This window comes from Pontibacter oryzae (assembly GCF_003576375.1).
GTDB classification, from domain to species: domain Bacteria; phylum Bacteroidota; class Bacteroidia; order Cytophagales; family Hymenobacteraceae; genus Pontibacter; species Pontibacter oryzae.
Map to the genome: position 1 here is coordinate 278438 of NZ_QWGE01000001.1, position 18065 is coordinate 296502.

Consider the following 18065-nt stretch of genomic DNA (forward strand, 5'->3'; position numbering starts at 1 on the left):
CAGCTGGTCAAGAATTCCGAATACCCTGAATAGTTAGTAATGCCTCACTTGTTGCTCGCTCAATGGCAGCATAATTGTACTTATCAAGTATTAACTTTGAACCCGCTCCTACACAAGTTACACCTGCTTTAAACCAAGGGGCCAGTTTTTCCTCCTCAAGTGAAACACCACCGGTTGGCATTACCTTTGTCCAAGGACATGGCCCTTTAATAGCCGCTATAAAGTTTGGATTTATACTTTCGCCAGGAAATAGCTTTACTATCTCGGCACCCAACTCCTCAGCAGCCGAGATTTCGGTTAGGGTTTGGCAGCCAGGCAACCATAACACCTTACGGCGGTTACAAACTTTAGCGATGTCCTCGCGAAGCACCGGCGTTACGATAAACTCAGCACCGAGCTGCATGTATAAAGCGGCGGTGCCCGCATCGGTTACAGAACCAATGCCAAGTATAAGCTCAGGCAACTCAAGGCGTGCATACTTTACCAGCGCAGCAAACACCTCATGGGCAAACTCTCCCCGGTTGGTAAACTCCACTACCCTGGCTCCTCCTCTGTAACAACTACTCAGAATTTGCTTTGCCGCTGCCAGGTCAGCTTCGTAAAACAGCGGAATCAGGCCTGTAGCTTCCATAGCTAAGGCTACTTCTATTCTTGAACGTCTAGACATTTGCGTTTTTTTAACGGGATACACGGGCAGCAACAGAGCTCCCTTCCATGAGTTTGGCAACATCGGCCACTTTTACCAGATTGGCATCTCCTTCTATACTATGCTTCAGCGCAGATGCGGCTACAGCGAAGTTCAGGGCGTACTGCAAGTCATCTGGGTGTTGGAGCAACCCATAAATAAGACCGGCCATAAAGGAGTCTCCTCCGCCTACGCGGTCAATGATTGGGTTCAGGTCGTAAACTGGAGATAAAAGTGATTCGTCGTGCTGAAGCATCAATGCAGCCCAGGAATTATGGCTGGCATTTATGGTGCGGCGCAGGGTAGTTACAGCCGTTTTGATGTTTGGAAACTTTTGAACCAGTAGCCGCAGCACCGCCTCGTTATAGGCTGGGTCGTCAATATCATACCCTTCTGCTTTAATACCGAAATAGTGCCAGGCATCATCAGGGTTTGCAAGTACCACATCGGTAAGAGCCATTAACTCTGTCATGACTTCCTCCGGCGAATCGGTGTACTGCCACAGCTTGCTACGATAGTTCAGGTCGCAGGAAATTTGCAGGCCAAGCTGTTTAGCCATCTTTACGCCCTCCAAGCATACTTCTGCCGCGCTCTGCGAAACTGCCGGCGAAATACCGGACCAGTGAAACCAGTCATGCCCGGCAAGCTGTGCTTCCCAGTCTATCATGCCTGGCGCCAGCGCAGCAAAGGAGGAATGGGACCGGTCGTAGATAACTTTGCTGGAGCGGAAACCAGCCCCGCTTTCCAGAAAGTATAACCCGAGCCGGTCACCGCCTGTATAAACTCCCTGCGTACCAACCCCGTACCTGCGTAGCTCCTGCCACACGCACTCACCTAAATCGTTGGCAGGCACGCGGGTAATAAACGAGGACGGAACGCCGAAGGTAGCCAATGAAATGGCCACGTTTGCTTCTGCCCCTCCGTAACAGGCATTAAACTGCCTGGCTTGCCCAAACATCTGGTGCCCCGGCGTAGACAACCGCATCATGACCTCTCCAAAACAGGCTACTTTTTTCATAAGGCTTTATGTTAATTATTAGCAGAAAATAATACAGTTAATGTCGATGTTGGTATCTTTATCATGACTACCTCCAGCTACCTTAACCACTTTCCCTGCTAAACTCATACTATGTTTACTATTATAAACCGATGATAATTCTAAGGCTATTGTTATATACCAAGAGCTTGGCCACCACCTACTTGTATGGTTTCAGCGGTAATAAATGACGCATCTTTGCTAGCCAGGAAAGAAACAACAGAAGCTACTTCTTCAGGCTTGCCCAATCTCCCCAACATAATATTGTCCTTCCATGAAGCGAATACCTCAGGCTTAGTGGCTTTAATCTGAGCGTGGAAAGGCGTATCGATGGTACCAGGAGATACAGCATTTACCCTGATGCCGTATTCGGCTAGGTCTTTCGCCAGTGCTCTGGTGATGGCATGAACCCCGGCTTTGGAGGTGCCATAAATTCCTGCTCCAGGTCCGCCAGCATTCCACCCTGCGTTTGAAGTGTAATTGATGATAGAAGCGTTTTCTCCTTTTTTTAAGTATGGGATAGCAGCTCTTGAAGTAAAAAACACTGAATCAAGGTTTAGCGCCATCACTTTTCTGTAGAATTCAGTGGTCATTTCTTCAAATCTTGATCTACCTCCTAAGCCTCCGGCATTATTTACCAAAACATCGATTCTGCCGTAGTTTTCGCCAATTCTATTAAAATTGCCGTTCACCTCATCTTCATTGGTAACATCAAAACCATAATACTCCGCTCTGATACCTTCTTTTCGAAGCTCTTCCACCTTTTCAGCTCCCGCATTATCGTCTATACCGTTTAAGATCACTGTAAAATTATCTTTACCTAATCTTTTTGCCACTTCAAACCCTATACCTCCAGTGGCGCCTGTAACAACTGCTACTCTATTTTCATATTGATTTTCCATAATCCTTTATGATTTAATTAGGATTGTTATAAATTATTTGTTAAAAAATTAGTTTAATACTGTTTCTTGTTTTGCTTTCACTGTGATAGGCTTAATCTCGCCGCTAAGTACCCACACAGCAAGTATGGCAAGCGGCACCAGAATTGCGCCCAGTACAAAGAAAGGAACATAAGAATCTACTGTGATCACGGGTACCAGCCACGTGGTAATAAGAGTGCCCACAATGGCAGCCGTACCACTGACACCAGCCAGAGAACCCACGGATTTGCCCGAAAAGAAATCACTAGGCAAGGTTTGTATGTTGCCAATAGCTATCTGAAACCCGAACAGGATAACCGCAATTAGCAGGACAGCCATTAGCGGCGTAGCTGCAAATGCGGTTAGAATCAAAGCAGGGAGCATGATAGCCCCGCCAAGCGAGATGATGATTTTGCGGGTTCGGTTAACACTCCAACCCTTTTTAAGCCAGAAGCCAGCCAGCCAGCCCCCGAAAAGGCTTCCGATGGCTGCCCCTACATAAGGCACCCAAGCGAACAGGCCTATCTGCTTCACGTCAAAGCCAAATCGGTCAGCTAAGTAAATCGGAAGCCACGACACGAACAGCCACCACACAGGATCGATGAAAAAGCGAGTCGCGATTACAGCCCAACTTTGGCGGTAACGCAGCATCTCAAACCAGCCTGGGGCATATTCCTCCTCCACAGACTCAGCTACCGCATCAGGCGCTTTTTGGCCCGACAAGATATACTGACGCTCTTTATCGGTTAACCAAGGGTGCTTGCTCGGTGAGGCCTTGTAAAGAATTACCCACGGAATTATCCAGATGGCACCTAAACCTGCAATTACCACAAATGTAGCACGCCAACCGATAGCCACATACAGCAAGGCAATGATTGGCGCAGAAACCACAGCTCCTATGGATGCACCGGAGTTAAATATACCTTGAGCAAAAGCACGCTCCCGGATAGGGAACCACTCCGCATTGCTTTTAGTAGCACCTGGCCAGTTGCCCGCCTCGCCAAAACCAAGCGTAAACCGGAAAATACCGAAGGAGGTAACTGATTTTGCAACTGCATGAAGCGCAATGGAGGCTGACCAGATAACAATGGAAAGCACGAAACCAGCACGTGTGCCCAGGCTATCGAAGATCTTACCAAATGCAGACTGGCCAACAGCGTACGCCACCATAAAAAAAGAAAGGATCAGGGCGTAATCCTCTTTGCCAAGGTTAAGGTCTTCGGCAATGCCGGGCCACATCACGGCCAGGGCATTACGGTCGATGTAGTTGATTACCGTGGCTAAGCCCACCATGCTCACGATAAACCACCTGAGTCCTTTTACTTTCATGTTGTAAGTGTTTCAGGTTTAAAGAAATCCTCGCGTATCGGGCTAAAAACGTCAATTAGCACACCTGCCTCCTGGCAAACGGCGCCGTGCCATACGTGCGGCGGAATGTAAAAGCCATCGCCGGCGCGCAATACTTTCTTCTGGCCGTCTATCTCCACCTCGAAAGCGCCACTCACCACGTAAGTTGCCTGGGCATGAAAATGCTCATGTACGGCACCAACGCTCCCTACCTCGAACTGTACTTTTGCCATCAGAATCGTTCCGTCGTAACCCATCAGCTGACGCTTTACACCAGGAGCTACTTCTTCCCAAGCCAACGTTTCACCGAACAAGTACTCTTCACTTTGCTTTTGCATATCTTTTATTTTTTTAGTTTGAAATAGTGATAAGGTCCTACCCAGTTCAGTTTGCCTGACTGCGTTTTTATGTTATGCTTAGATTTAACTGCGGGATTTGTGGCCAGCGTAAAAGCGCGCAAGTCGCCGTTCATCGTCTCTATCCAGATAATTTTGGCACCGTCCTGCTCTTGCAACCGCAATGACTTTATCTGGCTGCTGGCCTGGGTGGTGTACTCGTCCTTGGCGTTAAACTCGCCGTGTGGCTCCAGCACCGACACAAACACCGTTTGCCCGGCATTGCCTTTTTTGCGGAGCATCAGCCCCGGCTCGTTACGAAGGTTAAAGTTAGGGTCGTTGGCACCGATACGCGTGAACAGCATTTCGGCGTTCTCACTACCAATGGTGGAATAAGTATAAAACCTGTCGCCGTTGAGCCAGGTAACCTGTACCGTACCTGCAGGCAGCTTGCCTTGCGCCACCTGCCACAAGTGCTCGTAGCCATTTTTCTGCCCCACCGCCTTCAGTTGTGAGCTATTGTTTTGCACATCAAAGTTGGTGTTGATCAGCTGCCCCTGGTAGTATAGCGGCAGGTCGTATTGCTGCTGGGAATCTTTTGCGTTTATCTCAAACACATCAAGTATGATTGGGTTATCAAAAGCTTCATCACGAAGCATAGCCATGGTGCGGGTAAAGTTCACGCCTGGGTATACTTCCTTTATCTCCGCCGACATCACCTGCACATCTTTGTTAGAGACGTCGAAAAAGCGCGACGTTGGGAACGACTTCATGCCCAAGTCATAGTTGCCTCCGAAGTGGCTCTGCTCGTTTACCAGCACCGTGTTATGCGATACTGTTTGCTTGGCCCACGTCTTGTTTTCCGGTAGGTAATGCCCGCCATACTTGGCTTCCACATTCAGGTAGCGCGCCGCGCCGTAGTCCTGTATAATTTCGCTACCGTTGTCGTAGAACAGCCATGTCAGTTTGTCGAAGTGGCCGTGGCCCATGCCTTGTGAGCTATACTTCATCACCAGGGCCTCGTCTTTATCCTGAATGCCGGAACGGAGTACGCCCACAGCGCCTTCGTTGCCTTTGGCGCCGTCGCGCAGTTCCATAGAAGTAAAGTTGAAAGGCTGCACCTCCTTGTTGTCCAGCGCTTTTGCCACCTGCACGCCTTCCGCAGAAAGAATTACCTCGCCCTGCTTCTCGGCAATAGAAAGTAAGCGTTTGTCCTGGGTGTGGGCATAGGCTATGTTGGTGCCGTACACCAGCTCTACCGAGCGCAGGTCTTTCTCTTTCAGGGCATCGTTGAACGGGAAAAACTTCATATCATAAGTCAACTGCAGGGCCGTGTTGATGGCTTTCAGGAGGATGTTATCGCGGTAGCTGAAGATCTTGCGCTGCGGCTCGTTATTGGCAATGGCCTGCGCGAAAACTACAAACGGCATCAAGGCATAGCGTTGATAGTAAGGGCCTTCGGTATAGTATCCGTCCGGGGAGAACAGTTGGTCGAGCTGCGCCATAAACCCACCTGTACCTTTCTCATCAAGTCCGTATAGCGCCTGCTGCACTAGCTTTTTATCATTGAGCACATAGCCCGTCATGCCGACAGCGGCTACTGCCCAGGTACCGTGGTTATGGATTTTATCAAATGTCTCTGCTGATTCTTCGGAAAGGAAGCGAGCAGCCGGGTAAAACAGGTTTTTCTCTATATTTTGAATCTCCTGCTGGCTCAGCTGTCCTTTCACGGCATCGTAAGCCTGGATAGTATAAACCAGCCACACGCAATCATTCAGGCTTTGCCAGAACAGCTTGCCCGGCGACTGCTCTTTGCGCTCCGGGTGAAGGCCCAGCGTCGGGTAAAGTTTTGCGTAGGCGTTGAGCATGTTTTTTACATACTGCAGGTATTTGTCTTCGCCAGTCACCTGGAACAAAATACCAGCCTGGTGCATGGCTTTATAGTTGCGCTTGTGCTGCTCGTGCGTAAACCCGCCGCCGGCATCCTTGGGCATATGCACGTTTATACCAGCACTCATGAGCGCATCGGTGCTCTGCTTCGTTTCCTGAAAACTGGATGTAAGCAAGGGCGCATTGCCAAGCGTAGCCTTAATGGCGGCTACTCCGTCTGGTGTAAGTATAAGCGTTGGATATTGCTGCGGGTTTTGCGCGTAGGCCGGTGAAGTATAAATCATCAGCAGCAGCGCCAGCGAAAAGGTGAAAAGGGTGCGTAGCGTGTGTATCATGTACTATAAGTTGTTTCCGTTTTGGTTCAGCTTTCCATCGCTCCAGAGGGCACCAAGTGGTTTTCCGTCGCTGCCTTTGCCAGATAGTTTTGAGCCAGACTTGAGTTGAAAATTGCCTTGTCCGGGTTGGGTATATTCTGGTTGCACTGTGTACATGTGCTTGCCAGTTACATTGCCATAAAAGGAGTCAATTTTGCCGGACTGGTAAAGATTAGAGTAGTCGATGTGGTTATACGACCAGCGTGGGCTTTCGAAGAAAACCGCTCGGCCACCTTGCCCGCTGTTACTGAAAATGCTGTTCGTGATTTCGGCCCATTGCACGCCAACCAGGCGCAGTACCGAGCCAAGTTCTGTGTTATTCACTTTGTTAAAGGTGCAATGGTCCACTTTCAGGTATGGGCCGGCCGTACTTTCGTCGTTGCCACCACGGTATAAATCCAAGGCGCTGCCCATCACTCCGTTAAAAAGGCAGTTCTCCAGTATAATGTACTCTGCGTTATACTTGCCTTTATCCTCGCGTTCGGCAGATAGGTTAATCGCTATCCCTGAAATATCCTCGAAGGTGGAGTTGGTGAAGGAGACCGTATCTGCAAAGGTGCTCTGGTAAGCCTTAAAAGCGCCTGCACCGGACTCGTTAAAACCGTAGAAATCGCAGTTATTCACAAATAGGTTGTAGTGCTGGATCATCGGTTTCGTACTTGTCCGGATGGCCTGGTCGGCCACGCCACCGTCTGAATACCCGTTGAAAGCGACTCCCTCAACTTTAACTGTTCCGCCCTTTGCTATAGCAAGAAGCGCCTGCCCTTTGTCGTTGTAGCTCATCTGGATGACAGGCTTTGTCGCGAGGCCGGACTTGGCACGCAGCGTTATCCCGTGAGGCAATTCTAGAGTTTTGCTGATGCTGTACTCCCCTGCTTCCTGCAGCTCGATAACCGCTCCTGCTGCAGCGTTTTGTATGGCCTGCTCCAGTGCTCCTTTATCTCGTGTAACCTTTGTTATAGAAGCTGCCGCGTTTGTGTTTTCAGGCTTGTACCAGCTTACGCCGGTTGTGTTGGCATCAGCAGGAAGTTTTGGAGTGAGTGTTTCATTTTGGGATGCCCACAAGCCTTGCGCTGTTTTCTGTAGTTGAAGATTTGACGGCTCAAATCCGTTTGCCTTAAAGCCTTTCGGTGCACCGATAATTTTATTGTTTTGGAAGGAAACCCCGCTGATGTCATCCAGGGCGGTATATGGCGCTTGCGCAGTAGGTGTATAGAAAATGTTGTTCTGCACTTTTACGTTCTGCGGTGTGGCGGTGCGCTCGCTGTCGCTGCCTACGCCAAACTTCACATTCGCGCAGTTCATAAAGGCGTTGTCTTTTATCACAACGTCCTTTACCTGGTGGTAGCGGTTAATAGGCGAATCAGGCACTCCGTTCATCACACCGAGCGCAGCAAAAAAGCGGTCGCCCTGCAAATCCTGGAAATAATTGTTCTGTATCGTGTGGCCCGCATTTATTACTCGAATACCGCCGGTGTTCTTGCGGTTGTTACCAATGAAGTAGTTGCCCTCTAGTAGGTTATTGTTGCCGTGGCGCAGCGCCAGCACACCCTCCGACTCATAAAAAGTATTGTTCCGAACGATGTTATCTCCGGATTTGATAGAAACGATCTCCACCTCGCCGTTGCAGCGGTAAAAGAAGTTATTCTCCACAACTGTGTTGCTGGATGTAAGCGAGAAAGTGGACGTACCAATGCGCATGGTTTCGCCACCGTTTGAGCCAAGGCGAGGCCGCTCACCGAAGTAGTTATGGTCGATGCGGTGGTTATTCTGCTGACTTTCTTTGCTATTGAGATGTACAACTAAGGTTACGCCGCTATTGAGTTTATTATTCAGGTAAGTATGGTCTACGCGGTTATTTCTACCATATAAATCAACCCATGCGTCACTTTTAAAGCGGTCAGGCTGGTTGTATCCGTCTATCACACACTCGGTAACCCGGCAGTTATTGGCCAGGTTGTCTTTGTCTTTTCTAAATGAGATAACCGCATCATCCGGCGTATAGCCATTCACGAACACCAGCCCCGAGACTACTAAATATTCTCCGGCAATCTTTAAACTGGATTTCCCCTCTAATTTAACAGCCCCTGGGTGCTGCGCCATCAGTACAATAGGTTTCTCTGCCGTTCCTTTTCCTTCAAACACTAGGCGGGCGTCGCGCCATACCCCTGCTGCCATACGCAGTGTATCTCCAGGTTGTGCATTGGCTACTGCCGCCTCAAAATCAGCTTGCCCAACAACTGAGTCGCTAACCTGAATTGAGGTATAGGTTTGCGTGTACGTGCTACAACCAAACACTATAATGGAAACAAAGCTTAAGAAAAGTTTAGAACTTCTAGTCATAACAGCTATAGATGATAGTCCTTAGATTAAGCGTCTTTTATAGATTTGATTAATCACTCATCAGAAACAAAACAAGGTTCCATTGTGCTGCTGATGAATTATAATCTCTTTATATTGTTTTGATCAGAATTGGTCTTAAAGATCAAATTCTATTAACAATTACTAAGCTAAGGATTTTTTTTGGTTTACTCGCAATTGGTTGACCAATTTATTTTTTAAATTCTAATTGCTAACATCTATTGCCTATAAAGTATAGCAGCCATTATAAGATTTAGCTGCTATACTTTGCTAGCGTTAACCTTTAAAATTTACAACATCTTTTAGGTGGGTACTCATAGCTGCTTCAGCCTTATCAGGGTCTTGTATACTGATGTACTCTAAAATATCCATATGTTCCTCTAGAGCACCGTAAGGTCTGCCTCCGCCGCAGACATTTTGCTGGGTGAAGTGCGTGAGTATGTCAGGCGTTACAATGAGCATCAAAGATTTGAGTACGCTGTTTTTGCTAGCCTCAGCAATGCGGATATGGAACATCAAATCTTCTTCGATCCCTTGCTTTCCATTTTTAACTTTGGCCCGATAAGCTTCCAGCGCTTTTTCCAGATCAATCAGGTCTTCCGGGGTTCTGCGCATGGCCGCTAAGCGTACAGTCTGTTTCTCAAGTATAAGTCGTGTTTCAACTAGAGAGTGAAAGTCATGCCCTTCTACCATTAGCACATCTGTGATTAACCCTTCCAATGCCGTGATGCCCAAGCCTGCCACTACGGTTCCGCTTTGCGGTAAAGTTTTTACTATACCATAGAACTCTAGCTTCCTTATAGCGTCTCTGACATAGCTCCTGCCAACGCCTAGTTTCTCACATAGTTGGCGCTCAGGTGGTAGTTTGTCGCCAGGCTTCAGTTGTCCTGAAGAGATAAGTTCCTTAATTTGTTTAATGATCTTATCTGCAGGCTTCTCGACTATTATCTCTTTAAAGTTGTTCAGTACTTCCATCGCCTTTCTATTTCGAATAATTAATTAACCGGTAATTGGTTAACCAATTATACGCATATTATGTTTCCTCTCCAATATTTATTTATTTTTTTTCACCTATAAGCTTGATGAGCAGCTAAAGCTCCTGTCTAAGTTCCTCTTAAAGTTTCATGTAGCGCCTAAACCTAAAGAGCATCTCATCTATTTCGGCTAAGTATCAGGTTCAGTTTTTAAGTAGAAAACAACTCGATGAGTTGAGCAAGCCAGGTAAGAACCCGTCAGCTTTGAAACCCTTGGTAAACTCAGCCAATCATACTTCAGTACGAATCCTGTTAAAAATAAAAGTGCCAACTACTCAATAGCAATTGGCACTTTTTATATCGCCCTAGATGCCTTACACCTTTAGCCTATGATATGTATAATTCGGCAAGAGTTATCCACCGTAGGTTAATACCTGCATGCTGTAATTGACTCTATTTGTAAATGTTGCTGTTATTTCTAAAGCCTGTTAGCGGCATGTACCAATCAGGGAAAAGGATACCGCCACTTTGCGCCCACTCTGCAAACTTTAAGTATGAGGCAGTAATATTCTTCTTCTCATAAGGATACTCAAACTCCAACGGTAGGTGTAACGCAAACGGCAGGTTGGTTTTGGTTTTATAGTATACGCGCTTCGCCAGATCAGTACCATCCTGAGACTTCCCGAAAAAGGTTTGGTCAACGAGGTCTGTTGGCTCCATGCCAGGGAGGTGCACCTCCTGCCCTCTGTTCTTGTTAACCATGATGAATGGGTTAAAAGGAACAGTACCCATTACGCTCGCATCTATAGCCTGCGTAAAGTTGATGTGTAACTTCAAGGTATCGCTGGTTCCTTTCGGGCGATCAGCCTGCGTATTAAACGTACCACCCGTGGCTTTAATGTGGTCAAAGGCATCGTCAAACACAATAAAGGTGGCTTTGCGCTGTGAGGCTTCGGTGCCGTTTGGGTTAAGTTTTACATAATTGTGTTTCAGGTTGCTTCCGCTTGCTTGCCTAACAAGTTCAGGGGCAATCGGTAACTGAAACCCAAAGCCATTATGGAAGCTTGCACCGATCGCTTTTACTACGAACTTGCCGTTTAACTCCACAATTTCATTTTTCGCGTTCGCGATGCTCAGATATTGATACTGCAACACAAGGTCGTTCATGTCAAAATCTCCCTGCGCCGGCCATAGGTCCTCAAAGGCTAAGGTGCCGAAGATGTCCTTCGCAGGGCTATAGTTTGCATAAGCGCGTGTAGGATCTAGCGGGAACCTGTCAAACTCATCGGCCACGCCATCCTGGTCACTGTCTAAGCCTGTTTGCTTCAAAACCGGCATACTGCCATTATCAATAGCACGGTATGGGCTAGCTGTCACATAAAATACTGCATCATTAAAATCCTGGTCACATTTGAAAGGAATGTTATCCCGGCGTACGTCTTCAAAGGCAAGCAGCAATTTATTCCTTCCCTGATCTTTGATTAAGACGTTGTGCTGGCGCAGCAATTCATCGGGCTCAGGATTCAGAGCGGGGTTAGAGTATACAGTGTAGTTTCCTGTTCCCACAGTTCTGGTAGAGTTGCTCCAGCCGTTGCTAACTAAAAACCAGCCAATACCTGTATTGGCCGGAAAACGACCGATCTTGACCTTGTTTCCGGATGCAAGCCCACCTCCACTGCCGCTATAGGATACATTTGGGAAAATAATGGTTTTCGTATCTATATCAGCCACCGTTTTCGGAGGGTTGTCCAGCGGATAGGTATAGAAACCCAAAGCATTCAACCATCCTGCGCCTTCGTGCACAAAGGTTACCCAGATGTCAGCCAGTTCCAGCACTTTTATATCTGTTTGGTTAGAGCTTGCCAGGTATTGCGGGTTAAAGGTAGGCACAGGCTTACTTTCGGGCAGCGTTGCATTAATATCCTTTAGAAACTGTGCATCCACGACATCGTTCTCAGCTTCAAGGTATTTGGGCTTACCATTTGTTTCGTAGGCACCCAGGTAAGTATAGCCGCTTGCCGCTGCCTGCTGCTGGTTCAAAACCACTGCTTCGGCGCTGCGCATTGCGCTAAATCCCTGTTTCGCCAGGTTAGCCTGCGTTAATGGGCGAAAGGTATATAGCAGTTGGCCATTATGTATGGGCACGCTTACCTGGTCTGCAACACCCAAGTAATTGCTTACCACTACAACTTCGCTGAGTGTTACAGGCCACTCGCGCACCATGCTCAGCACCCCTGCTACACTCATGCCTCCCTCGGCCAGCAACTTGCCACCTTCTTCTAAAGGGGCATTGTAGAATTGCACCATGGGCAGCTGCATTGGAGTGCCTGCATCGTCCTGCGCCTTAACAATGATCTTGACTGAACGGGTAGAGGCGTAATTAAAATTGGATGGCACGACTAAATCGCTCATCTGAGCGCCATCAAGCGGCAAGCTTGGCCCTTCCTGCTCTGGCTGGCAAGAGACAATCACACTTAAAGCTAAAAGCGGAGCCGCTAGAAGTGCCCCTATCCGGACATTTTTTGATTTGTATAGGTTTATCATGTAGTAAAGCTAAAATCTGGTGAAATATTGTAGTTTAGGAATACAATGCCTGTGCCTTTCTTTAAGATGTCTGATTTCCTAAAGCACAACCCGCGCTATAGTCTTGATACTTATCAACTTAGGTATTGTATAATATTTTGCGTTAGGCGTAAAGTGCTAGGGAGCCGGTTAGTAAGTCCCATGCAGAGATCAAACAGAAGTTAATTTCCCGCTGAGGCACCCGCTCTTTTTACTTTTTCCCAAACACCGGATTGCCCCCCACGCAGGTAGCGGAAAAGCCCAAGCCAGACGGCATAGTTCATGAAGCAGAAGTAAAAGGGGATGAAAAACAGTTTAACCTTAACCTTCCTATTCTCGAGGAGCATGCCAACCGTTGCCATGCCATAGAACGTGAGTTGCCCCAGCAGCAAGGCCTTGTACATATCTTCTGTTTGCCAAAGTCCAAAATTCAGGAACAGCAAAAGCGGCAGGCAGAAGGGCGTAACCGCCCACCGCAGCACCCTGTGCGAAACATACTGAAAACTAAGCAAACCATACCTGAGCGGGTTTAGCAGGTACCTAAGCCTGACGATGGACTGAAAGCCGCCAGCTGCAATACGCACCTTCCGCTTAAGCTCTTCCTGCACTGAATAGGAAGGATCTTCGAGCGCAAAAGCCTCCGGCTCATACACCACACGGTATTCCTGAGCTGCCAGGCGCAGCGAAATCATAAAATCATCCAGAATCGTATCCGGCTCAACTGGCTGGTAAAGCGATGTGCGCATGGAGAAAAGCTCGCCAGCTGCGCCCACCACAGTTTGCAAATCAGTGTCCAGCTTTTTTAAGAAAGACTCATACTTCCAGTAAATCCCCTCCCCTGCGCCGGCAGCGGCATCACTTTCCAATGAAAGCACTCGCTTTTCACCAGCCACCGCAGCAACAGCCGGGTCCGCATAGTGGCGCACAATGTTCAGCAACGCCTCCGGGTTAAGCAATGTATTGGCGTCCGTAAACACTACGATAGGCGTATCAATTTGCCGCATAGCCCTGTTTATGGCCTCAATTTTGCCACGTCGCTCCATTCCTCCCATTACCTCAACCTCCGGCACGCCCATAAGGTATGCATCGCTCCCGTCTGTAGAGCCTTCGGTTACAAACAGTATGCTGTATTTAGCTGACGGGTAAAGCAGGCTTAACGAGTTCTCTACTTTAGCAGGCAGGCAATCCAACTCATTGTAGGCCGGGATCACCAGGGTAAGCGCAGGCAACGCATCATCAGAAGATATACCTGCCGGGCGGCTACGGGCTCCTTTTATCCTTACAAGCATGTAAGCCACCACGCCATACCCCAGAAAGGTATAGGCAATTATAAAAAACACAAACCAGAATATGTATTCCATGCAAACGATAGTTTAGTTAGTTGTGTGCCCGTGATTGCTATTGGCTCTTTCCCATTGGGCTGTTGCCGGGTTGTAACGCTTAAGAATGCGAGCGGGGTTGCCTCCAACTACGGTATATGGCGCCACATCCTTGGTCACCACACTTCCGCCAGCCACCACGGCATGCTTGCCGATGCGGACGCCGGCTGTAATCACGCTATTGGCCCCAATCCATGCTTCATCCTCCACAACAATGCGTGCTGTAGTACATGTCTGGTTTTTGATTGGAATGTCTATGGCTTCATAGCTATGGTTCAGCCCCGATAGAACCACGTGCTGTGCCAAGATCACGTCGTTGCCAACTTCCACAGGCCCTATAAGCACACTGCCGATACCGACTCTGCTGCGCTCCCCAATAAGCACCGCTCCCATGCCATTGTTGATGGTACTGAAATCCTCGATAGTAGAGCCTGCACCCAGGCTGAACGGCTGGAAGGGCATCACATCTATGCGGGTGCTCCGGCAAATGCGCGCGCCTGCTCCACGGCGGTGTATAAAGGGGTTTAGGAATTTCCGTACCCACCAGCGGGGCCGCGCCTGCCGGGCAGGCATCAGCAAGTATAAGGCTAAGGACTTATACTTAGGGTTCTGTTTTACTAATTGTACAAATTGGGCCATATACTTAGTATTCTGATTCTTTATGAAGCGTATTATCTAGAGTGTTTAAAATGGCGGCCACACTGTTTTCCCATGAGTGGGCCGATGCAGTCTCCCGCCGGGCAAGGGCGCGCGCTTCGTCATCTTCTTGCAAGGCAAGCGCTATGAGTCGCAGGAAATCTTCCAGGTCGGTTGCCAGGTACACACTGTCTTTAAAGTACTCCATAAAAGGCGTAGCTGTAGACACCGTAGGTTTGCCCATGGCCAAGTACTCATCTATTTTCCGGGGGTAGTTCCCGACCGTGAGCTCGTTTACCAACTGCGGATTTAATGCCACATCAAAGCCTTTCAGATATTTAGGCAGGCTTGCAGGCTGCTTATTCCCCAAAAAATGCACATTAGGCAAACTATGCAGCTCACTTTGAGCAAATGCCTCATCCTCAGGGCCGACCAGCACAAACTGCCAGGCGGGCCTTTGTTTGGCCATACCTATCAACAGTGCCAGATCCAGCCGTAGAGCTGTCAGGTAGCCGATGTATCCTATGCGAGGTGCCGGGATGTTTTGTAGCTCAGGTGCTTCTGCTATACCATCTTCAAGAAATTGCTCCAGTTCGCACCCTTGCCCAACCATGAAACTTTTAGGGTTATACTGCTCGGCAAAGCTTGCCAGGTAGCCTGAATTGGCTACAACGGCATTCGCTTTGGCAATAAGCAGTTCCTGTGCTTTTTTGCCGTGCTTCCGGTGGTATGGCACAGTAATAAGATGATCCCTCAGATAGTATAGATATGCGGTTGGCTTTAACAGCTCTTTGAGGTAAAGACCCCGCTCAATCATGTTATCATTTAAGAGCACGAAGGAGTCAAAATTCAGGCGTTTTGCCGCCAGCTGAATAGCGCCAGCCAATAACTGGTTATTCCGATAGTTCAGCTTATCAAAAAGCCAGCCCGGCGGAAGCCAGTTGATTGACTCCAGCATCACCCGTGGCGTGAGAACCCACAGGTTTTCCTGCACCTGCTCCAGGTCATCAACTTGTTGCCTTAGCACGGCTTTACGCTTCTGGGTAACAGGGTCTGTCCCTGCGCGCCAGGCAGTAAAACGGTCCAGCGCAAAATTAACATACAGCACCTTGTGGGTCCTGGCCAGCTCAAGGGCTATGTTTTTACAGTTAGACCCTATCCCGATATCCCAGGATTGCATGCTTACGAGTATAAACTTACGCACTGGCATATACCTGCTCTTTAACGCCCGCTACTTTTTTGTATTCCTCCAGCATTTGCTCGGCACTGCGACGCCAGGAAAAGCTTTGGCTCCGGTGCAAGCCCAGCGTACTCAGGCGGTTGTACAAATCAGGGTCCTGCAGCAGTTTTTGAATAGCCTGGCTTAGTTGCTCAGGCTGATTAGGATCGACTAGCAAAGCAGCCTCACCGGCCACCTCCGGCATCGAGGATGTATTGCTGGTAATAACGGGTGTACCGCAGGCCATGGCCTCCAGTATTGGAATGCCAAAACTTTCGCGCAGCGATGGGTATAGAAATAAGGTAGCTAAACGGTAAAGTAACGGTAACTTACTATTTTGCACATAGCCGCAAAGATGAATGCTAGGTTCAAGATGTGTTAGGTTCAGCTCTGACAGCACGCTGCGTAGGCGCTCTTTGGTAAAATCCAGAAGCACTAGCGGCATTTGCAAACTTCCCTGCGCTGCAAGCTGGCCAAGCGCAAGCAACACACCCCTCAGGTTTTTCTTGGGATCCGTGTTTCCAAGGAAAAGCATAAACTGCGTCGGCAAACCGAAATGCTGGCGCAGTTGCTCTAGCTCCGCTGCTGGCGGCTCCTGAAAGAAATGCCTCCCAACCCCATTGTAAACCACGCCAAGTTTACCCTCATCTAGCTGCAACCGGTCTTGAATGCGGGCACACTCGAAGGCAGAGACTGTAAGTACACGGCTTGCAATGTGTGCCACCTGCGGCACGTTCCACCGGCGGTACAAATTGCCTAAGCGTTGGTACCAGGTGCCTTGGCGCAGGTTTACCTGCTCCAAGTATATGATGTCGTGCAGTGTTAGCACCAAAGGAACCGATAGATTGAGCGGAGCCGTATTACTGGTGCAGTGCAGCAGGTCTAAGTGTAGCGGCTCCGCCGCACGTGCCAGGCTCCATTGCTCCCATACCGGATACCCGCCTACCCCGGCAATCTCTATAAATTTGAAATTAGGCGTTTCCGTTAGCCCTCCGCGGTCCTCATCCGGCTTCACGAAAACAAAGTACTCGTTGTATTTATCCAATTGCTGGAGCTGTCGAATCAGCTCCAGCGCCACGATATCCATCCCGTGCTTATGCCTCCGAAACAGCCGCTGCGCTTCGATTCCTATGCGTAGTTTCTTCATTACTTGATGTCGTTTGTAGTATGAGGCGTATGGATAAACCGCTTATTTGCCCCTTTCAGGCGAAATATGGTAAGCAGGAAGATTAGAAAGGCTTTAGGGAGATGGAGCACCGCCTTGAGTGTCTGGAGGCGGTAAAACTTTTTGGGCACCGATAAGAGCATGGCCGCCACATTGCCTAGGAGAAGGCCTCCCCAAAACGCAGTGCCCGGATACATTGCATACCCTGCAACGACGTGCAAAGCGCCGCTCAGAAATGCCAGCAATAAGATCAAGCCACTCAGGATAACACGGGGCAGCAAAACAAACTGCACAATCTTATCCATGTAGTCCACATTCCCTTTTGCCAGCAGGTGATACACCCCAGACGTGAAGTAAGCACCCAGGTAATGGAACTGGGCCGATAACCAACGCCTGCGCTGGTTGCCAAACACCTCTGCCTGCTGCACTTTTTCGTCATACACGTAGGCTTCCGTTGCGTAAGCAATCCGAGTGCCGTTGCGCAACAACTTAAGTTCTAACTCTTTGTCGAACCCTCCCACGGCTTCTATGCTGTGCATTAAATCGCGGAAATAATCATAGGAAAAACTCATTCCTGACCCGATTAGGGCAGCAGATAGCCCCAATGCACGATGCCCTTCCCGAAAGATATGGTTGTTTATTTCCTCAGACAGGCCATCCAGCACGGCGAACCCAGTGTTCTGGTTCTTCGCTACGCGGTGCCCCTGAATGGCCTGCTCTCCTTGTTGCGCATACACATCCATTTGTGCCAGAAAGTCGGGAGCCATCACGTTATCAGCGTCTAAGACCAAAGTATGATCAAAAGTGCCCGTAATAGTTTTCAGCGCTGCATTTATGGACTTGGATTTTGTACTTATCTCAAATTGTACCTCAACAGTTTCTATTGGGAGTTCGCGCAGCTTCAGGATGGTTTCAGGCTGCAGCGAGTCCGCAATAACGGCAACACGGTAAAGCTCCTGCGGATACACCTGTTTCAGGGCTTCTCTGGCAGTATGCAGAATCACGCCGTCTTCCCGGTAAGCAGGTATCAATACTAAGAAGCGAGTTCGCGGCGCCCCGCCACGAACCCTACGGCGCGGAAAATGACCGGCCACTGCAAACACAAGCAAGTATAACGTCATCAGGGCCATTGCCAAAAACAAGGCACCCAGAAAGAACTGTAGAAGTAGAATCATGGAAGAA

Annotated in this window: 14 protein-coding genes; all 14 read right to left on the bottom strand. The window is 48.7% G+C overall.

The genetic code is table 11. From position 1 onward, the window contains the following. Positions 1-7: 7 nt before the first annotated feature. Positions 8-667 (bottom strand): bifunctional 4-hydroxy-2-oxoglutarate aldolase/2-dehydro-3-deoxy-phosphogluconate aldolase, encoded by a 660-nt coding sequence (locus D1627_RS01190; protein WP_119430394.1) that lies wholly within the window; start codon positions 665-667, stop codon positions 8-10. Positions 668-677: 10 nt separating this feature from the next. Further along, positions 678-1703, bottom strand: a complete 1026-nt coding sequence (locus D1627_RS01195; protein WP_119430395.1) for a sugar kinase — start codon at positions 1701-1703, stop codon at positions 678-680. Positions 1704-1855: 152 nt separating this feature from the next. Continuing rightward, positions 1856-2623: an SDR family NAD(P)-dependent oxidoreductase gene (locus D1627_RS01200; RefSeq protein ID WP_119430396.1), complete on the bottom strand. Its 768-nt coding sequence runs from the start codon at positions 2621-2623 to the stop codon at positions 1856-1858. 48 nt (positions 2624-2671) lie between these two features. After that, on the bottom strand, positions 2672-3970 hold the full coding sequence (locus D1627_RS01205) for an MFS transporter (RefSeq protein ID WP_119430397.1): 1299 nt from the start codon (positions 3968-3970) through the stop codon (positions 2672-2674). Then, positions 3967-4326 carry a cupin domain-containing protein gene (locus D1627_RS01210; protein WP_119430398.1) on the bottom strand — a complete coding sequence of 120 codons (360 nt, stop codon included), beginning with the start codon at positions 4324-4326 and terminating at the stop codon, positions 3967-3969. Before D1627_RS01210 ends, D1627_RS01205 begins: the two co-directional genes overlap by 4 nt. A 5-nt stretch (positions 4327-4331) precedes the next feature. Next, positions 4332-6548 (bottom strand): heparinase II/III domain-containing protein, encoded by a 2217-nt coding sequence (locus D1627_RS01215; RefSeq protein WP_119430399.1) that lies wholly within the window; start codon positions 6546-6548, stop codon positions 4332-4334. Positions 6549-6551: 3 nt separating this feature from the next. Then, positions 6552-8930 carry a polysaccharide lyase 6 family protein gene (locus tag D1627_RS01220; RefSeq protein WP_119430400.1) on the bottom strand — a complete coding sequence of 793 codons (2379 nt, stop codon included), beginning with the start codon at positions 8928-8930 and terminating at the stop codon, positions 6552-6554. A gap of 294 nt (positions 8931-9224) precedes the next feature. Then, positions 9225-9923, bottom strand: coding sequence for a FadR/GntR family transcriptional regulator (locus D1627_RS01225; protein WP_119430401.1), 699 nt, complete (start codon positions 9921-9923; stop codon positions 9225-9227). Between the two features lie 452 nt (positions 9924-10375). Then, the gene (locus D1627_RS01230) at positions 10376-12466 is read right to left on the bottom strand and encodes an LruC domain-containing protein (protein WP_119430402.1); all 2091 of its coding nucleotides are present in this window, start codon (positions 12464-12466) and stop codon (positions 10376-10378) included. 200 nt (positions 12467-12666) lie between these two features. Next, positions 12667-13845: a glycosyltransferase family 2 protein gene (locus D1627_RS01235; protein ID WP_119430403.1), complete on the bottom strand. Its 1179-nt coding sequence runs from the start codon at positions 13843-13845 to the stop codon at positions 12667-12669. 12 nt (positions 13846-13857) lie between these two features. Beyond that, positions 13858-14502: an acyltransferase gene (locus tag D1627_RS01240; protein ID WP_119430404.1), complete on the bottom strand. Its 645-nt coding sequence runs from the start codon at positions 14500-14502 to the stop codon at positions 13858-13860. A gap of 4 nt (positions 14503-14506) precedes the next feature. After that, positions 14507-15709, bottom strand: coding sequence for a glycosyltransferase (locus tag D1627_RS01245; protein ID WP_233555464.1), 1203 nt, complete (start codon positions 15707-15709; stop codon positions 14507-14509). Continuing rightward, positions 15696-16865 carry a glycosyltransferase family 4 protein gene (locus D1627_RS01250; protein WP_233555465.1) on the bottom strand — a complete coding sequence of 390 codons (1170 nt, stop codon included), beginning with the start codon at positions 16863-16865 and terminating at the stop codon, positions 15696-15698. Before D1627_RS01250 ends, D1627_RS01245 begins: the two co-directional genes overlap by 14 nt. Continuing rightward, a complete protein-coding gene (locus D1627_RS01255) occupies positions 16865-18058 on the bottom strand; it encodes a glycosyltransferase (protein ID WP_233555466.1) in 1194 nt (397 codons plus the stop codon). Before D1627_RS01255 ends, D1627_RS01250 begins: the two co-directional genes overlap by 1 nt. Positions 18059-18065 lie beyond the last annotated feature (7 nt).